The 4766-nt window shown below is 72.2% G+C and carries 5 protein-coding genes and 1 pseudogene; 2 read left to right on the top strand and 4 right to left on the bottom strand.

Going from position 1 to position 4766, the window contains the following annotated elements; translation table 11 throughout:
* Both mnmA and AC1DP0_RS18230 read right to left on the bottom strand, forming a co-directional pair.
* Nucleotides 1-725: tRNA 2-thiouridine(34) synthase MnmA (gene mnmA / locus AC1DP0_RS18235; protein ID WP_478087169.1), on the bottom strand; the 725-nt coding region annotated here is incomplete at its 3' end.
* Nucleotides 722-1912, bottom strand: a complete 1191-nt coding sequence (locus AC1DP0_RS18230; protein ID WP_478087167.1) for a cysteine desulfurase family protein — start codon at nucleotides 1910-1912, stop codon at nucleotides 722-724. The genes mnmA and AC1DP0_RS18230, both read right to left, overlap by 4 nt.
* A gap of 115 nt (nucleotides 1913-2027) precedes the next feature.
* On the opposite strand from AC1DP0_RS18230, the gene AC1DP0_RS18225 reads away from it, so the two are divergent.
* The gene (locus AC1DP0_RS18225; protein ID WP_478087165.1) at nucleotides 2028-2501 is read left to right on the top strand and encodes a hypothetical protein; all 474 of its coding nucleotides are present in this window, start codon (nucleotides 2028-2030) and stop codon (nucleotides 2499-2501) included.
* Between the two features lie 84 nt (nucleotides 2502-2585).
* On the opposite strand, the gene AC1DP0_RS18220 is transcribed toward AC1DP0_RS18225, so the two are convergent.
* Nucleotides 2586-3542, bottom strand: a complete 957-nt coding sequence (locus AC1DP0_RS18220) for an electron transfer flavoprotein subunit alpha/FixB family protein (protein WP_478087163.1) — start codon at nucleotides 3540-3542, stop codon at nucleotides 2586-2588.
* Nucleotides 3543-3575: 33 nt separating this feature from the next.
* Entirely contained in the window at nucleotides 3576-4358 is a 783-nt protein-coding gene (locus tag AC1DP0_RS18215; RefSeq protein ID WP_478087161.1) for an electron transfer flavoprotein subunit beta/FixA family protein, read from the bottom strand.
* Nucleotides 4359-4584: 226 nt separating this feature from the next.
* On the opposite strand from AC1DP0_RS18215, the pseudogene AC1DP0_RS18210 reads away from it, so the two are divergent.
* Nucleotides 4585-4766, top strand: a pseudogene (locus AC1DP0_RS18210) (SDR family oxidoreductase); the annotation flags it as partial.

Raw genomic sequence — 4766 nt, 5'->3', positions numbered from 1 at the left:
GTGTAGGCGAAGGCTCCCTCGTGGTGGCCGACGACGTCACCGCTGGTGTCGACGATGTCGCCGGGCGCCGCGCCGAGCTCGCGCGTCAGCCAGCCCCGGGTGTCGCCGTCGGGGATGAAGCAGATGTCGTGGCTGTCCGGCTTCCTCGCGATGTAGAAGCCTCGCTCCGCGGCCTCCTCGCGGATCTGCGGCTTCGTCGTGTCGCCGAGCGGGAAGAAGGAGCGGGCGAGCTGCTCGGCGTCGAGCACGCCGAGGACGTAGCTCTGGTCCTTGGCGGTGTCGACGGCGCGGTGCAGCTCGCGCCGCACTCCCCCGCGGCCATCGCTCGTCTCGACGACCTGGGCGTAGTGGCCGGTGGCCACTGCATCGAAGCCGAGGGCGACCGCCTTGTCGAGCAGGGCCGCGAACTTGATCTTCTCGTTGCAGCGCAGGCACGGGTTGGGGGTGCGGCCCGCGGCGTACTCGGCCCGGAAGTCGTCGACGACGTCGCGCGTGAAGCGGGCGGCCATGTCCCAGACGTAGAACGGGATCCCGAGCACGTCGGCCACGCGTCGCGCGTCACCGGCGTCCTCGATGGTGCAGCAGCCGCGGGCTGACTCGCGCAGGGTCGCACCGTTCTGGCTCAGGGCGAGGTGCACGCCGACGACCTCGTGCCCGGCATCCAGCATGCGGGCCGCGGCGACCGCCGAGTCGACTCCTCCGCTCATGGCAGCCACGACCCTCACGACGCGGTCGCCTCCCGCGCGCGCCGGGCGCGCTCGATGGCGGCGGGCAACGCCGCGATGAAGGCGTCGACGTCGGCGCTGGTCGACGTGTGGCCGAGCGTCACTCGCAGCGCGCCTCGCGCATCGCTCTCGGCGACGCCCATGGCGAGCAGGACGTGGCTCGGCTGCGGCACGCCGGCCTGGCACGCCGAGCCCGTCGAGCACGAGACGCCGGCTGCGTCGAGGAGGTAGAGCAGGGAGTCACCGTCGCAGCCCGGCACGAGCAGGTGCACGTTGCCGGGGAGCCGGCTCGCTCCGTCGCCGCGCTGCCACACCCCGGACGGCCGGATGTCGGGTGCGATCGCCATGGCCCGGTCGATGAGGTCGTCGCGCAGCGCCACCAGGCGTGCTGTCTCGGCGTCCATCGACGCGGTGGCCTCGACGAGCGCGGCGGCGAAACCGACGATGGCCGGGGTGTCGAGGGTGCCGGAACGGACCTGGCGTTCCTGCCCACCGCCGTGGGTGAGCGGGACGAGCGCCGCCCCCCGGCGTACGACGAGGGCGCCGATGCCCATCGGACCGCCGAGCTTGTGCGCGGTCACCGACATGAGGTCGGCTCCGCTGGCGGCGAAGTCGACGGGCACGTGCCCGGCGGCCTGCACGGCGTCGGTGTGCAGGGGCACGTCGAACTCGTGGGCCACCTCCGCGAGGGCACGGATGTCCTGCACGGCGCCGACCTCGTTGTTGGCCCACATCACCGACACGAGGGCGACGGAGTCGGGGTCGGACTCGATCGCCGCCCGGACCGTCGCGGGCTCGACGACACCGTCGGGAGTGCAGTCCAGCCAGGTGACCTTGGCCCCCTCGTGGGCGACGAGGAAGTCGACGCAGTCGAGGACGGCGTGGTGCTCGGTGGCCCCGACGAGGAGGCGCACCCGGGCGTGGTCGAGGTCGCGGCGCGCCCAGTAGGTGCCCTTCACCGCGAGGTTGTCGGACTCCGTGCCACCCGAGGTGAAGACGACTTCGGAGGGCCGGGCGCCGAGGCAGCGGGCGATCTTCTCGCGTGACTCCTCGACGGCGCGTCGGGCGGCCCGACCGGTGCGGTGCAGCGAGGAGGGGTTGCCCACGACCGCGAGCTGCTCCGTCATCGCCGCAAGGGCGGCAGGGAGCATCGGCGTGGTCGCCGCATGGTCGAGGTAGGCAGTCACAGGGCGATTCTAGGCCGCCGCCCCGGGCCGCCCGGACCGCTGCGGGGGGACACAGACACGGGACGCTGTCCGACGCCGTCGGCCGTGGGGCCATGCCTGTCCTATGATCGCCCCCATGGGTGGTGGACAGGAGGGCACGGGCGACAGCCGGCTCCGCGCGCCCGCTGCCCACCGGGCCGTCTCGGCCCTCGCCTGCCCGGTCGTCGGCTACTTCGTCGCCCGCCTGCTCGTCCGACTCGTGCCCACGCTCCCCTCGCCGATCACGTATGCCGTGTGCCTGGCTGTCGCGGTCGCCCTCGGTTGGCGGGCGTGGTCGGCCCGGATCGAGCTCGGGACGAAGAGCCTGCGCGTCCACAACACGCTCGCCACCACGACGCTCGACCGACGCGAGGTGCGGCGCGTGTCGTCGGGCGGCCGTCTCGAGTGGGACCGTCCGGGGTCACGACCGGTCCGGCTGCCGTCGGAGGCGCTGCGCGGGGCGTGGTGGACCTTCGGGACGGGACGCACGGCATACGCCCTCAACCGCGAGCGCCTCGAGAGCTGGACCCGCCTGACGGCCCGGCTCGACCTCGACCCCGAGGCGGTCTGACGTCCCACACATGGAGGGGCCACGAACCGGTCCCGGTTCGTGGCCCCTCGACGTGTCAGCACCCGTGCGGTGGCACGGCGGCGGTCAGTCCTTGGCGGCCTTGATCGCCTCGGTCGCCTGCGGGAGGACGGTGAAGAGGTCGCCCACGACGCCGAAGTCGACGAGCTCGAAGATCGGGGCCTCGTTGTCCTTGTTGACGGCCACGATCGTCTTGGAGGTCTGCATGCCGGCGCGGTGCTGGATCGCACCGGAGATGCCGCACGCGACGTAGAGCTGCGGGCTCACCTGCTTGCCGGTCTGGCCGACCTGGCTGGTGTGCGGGTACCACCCGGCGTCGACCGCTGCACGGCTCGCACCCACGGCGGCGCCGAGCGAGTCGGCGAAGTCCTCGACCTTGGAGAAGTCGCCGGCGGTGCCGCGGCCGCCGGAGACCACGATGGCGGCCTCGGTCAGCTCGGGGCGGCCGGTGGCCTGCTTCGGCTGGGACTCGGTGACCTTCGCGCCCTTGGCGGCGTCGGACGGGGTGAAGTCGAGCACCTCGTCGGCGGCCGCACCGGCGACCTCCTCGGGCGTGGCCGAGTTGGGCTTGACGGCGACGATCGGCGTGCCCTTGGTGACCGTGGCCGACACGGTGTACGAGCCCGCGAAGACGGACTGCGTCGTCGCGACGCCACCGTCAGCCGCCTGGACGTCGACGGCGTCGGTGATCAGGCCCGACTCGGTCTTGACGGCGAGGCGGGCGGCGATCTCCTTGCCCTCCGGGGAGGACGGCACGAGCACGGCGGCCGGCGCCTTGTCGGCGACGAGCTGGGCGAGCAGCTCGGCCTGGGGGACGACGAGGTGCCCGAGCACCTCGGGCGACTCGACGCGGTAGACCTTCTCGGCGCCGAAACGGGCGAGGGTCTCCTTGGCGGCGTCGAAGCCGGTGCCGACGAAGACGGCGGACGGTTCACCCAGGCGGCGGGCGATCGTCAGCAGCTCGGCCGTGGTCTTGCGAACCTTGCCCTCGACGTGGTCGACGAGCACGAGTACTTCAGCCATGGTGCGGTTCTCCTTTGCTGGCTGGTGGGCAGGTCAGACGAACTTGCGCTCGGACAGGAAGGCGGCGAGCTTGCTGCCGCCGTCGCCCTCGTCGGCGACGATCTCGCCCTGGCTGCGCGGCGGGCGGGCGGCGAAGGACTCGACCTTCGTCCACGCGGCGTCGAGGCCGACCTGCGAGGCGTCGACGCCGAGGTCGGCGAGGCTCCACTGCTCGACCGGCTTCTTCTTCGCCGCCATGATCCCCTTGAACGAGGGGTAGCGCGGCTCGTTGATCTGGTCGGTGACCGACACGAGGGCCGGCAGCGTGGCCGTGATGGTCTGCGTCGAGGCGTCGCCGTCGCGACGGATCGTGGCGGTGCTCCCCTCGACGGTCAGCTCGGACGCGAACGTCACGGCCGGCAGGCCGAGTCGCTCGGCGAGCATCGCCGGGACGACGCCCATGGTGCCGTCGGTCGAGGCCATGCCGGTGACGACGAGGTCGACGTCACCGATCTTCTTGACGGCCTCGGCGAGCACGAGCGAGGTCGCGATGGCGTCGGAGCCGTGGATGCCGTCGTCCTTGACGTGCACACCCTTGTGGGCGCCCATCTGCAAGGCCTTCTTGATGGCGTCGGCAGCGGCGTCGGGACCGACCGTCAGCACGGTCACCTCACCCTCGCCGGCCTCGACGATCTTCAGGGCCTCCTCGACGGCGTACTCGTCGAGCTCCGACAGCAGGCCGTCGACGTTCTCGCGGTCGGTCGTGTTGTCAGATGCGTTGAACGTGCGCTCGGCCTGGGCGTCCGGCACGTACTTGACACAGACGACGATGTTCATGGGTGAACGTCCTCTTCCGTTGCTGGTGGTGGTGCTCATGGAACTGCCGGAGGTCGCTCCGGCACTGCCGTTCATCCTCTCACCGAGCGCCCGCTCAGTCCGCACGCGGCGGGCGTGACGCTCACCACCAGCCACCGAGGGCGTATGCCGTGAGGTGACGTGACGCCGGCACCTGCGGAGGCCAAATCGTTTGTCTCCGAGCGCGCCCGGTGCGGAGGATGGGGCCATGTCCCACGATCCCCACCGTCCCGATCCGTCCCGCGTCGCCCTCGTCACCGGGGTCGGGAGGCGGCGCTCGATCGGCGCCGGGCTCGCCCTCGGGCTCGCGGCCGACGGGTGGGACCTCGCCCTCGGCCACTGGCAGCCCTACGACGAACGCCTCGGCTACGAGCGCGGCGAGGACGACCC

It is taken from the genome of Terrabacter sp. P5_B1 (genome assembly GCF_056400505.1).
This window is presented reverse-complemented; position numbering and strand designations above follow the sequence as displayed.

Bases quoted from the DNA above. Each gene is read 5' to 3' on its own strand.
- AC1DP0_RS18215 (WP_478087161.1), bottom strand. From the start codon at position 4,358: ATGAACATCGTCGTCTGTGTCAAGTACGTGCCGGACGCCCAGGCCGAG.
- AC1DP0_RS18225 (WP_478087165.1), top strand. From the start codon at position 2,028: ATGGGTGGTGGACAGGAGGGCACGGGCGACAGCCGGCTCCGCGCGCCC.
- AC1DP0_RS18220 (WP_478087163.1), bottom strand. From the start codon at position 3,542: ATGGCTGAAGTACTCGTGCTCGTCGACCACGTCGAGGGCAAGGTTCGC.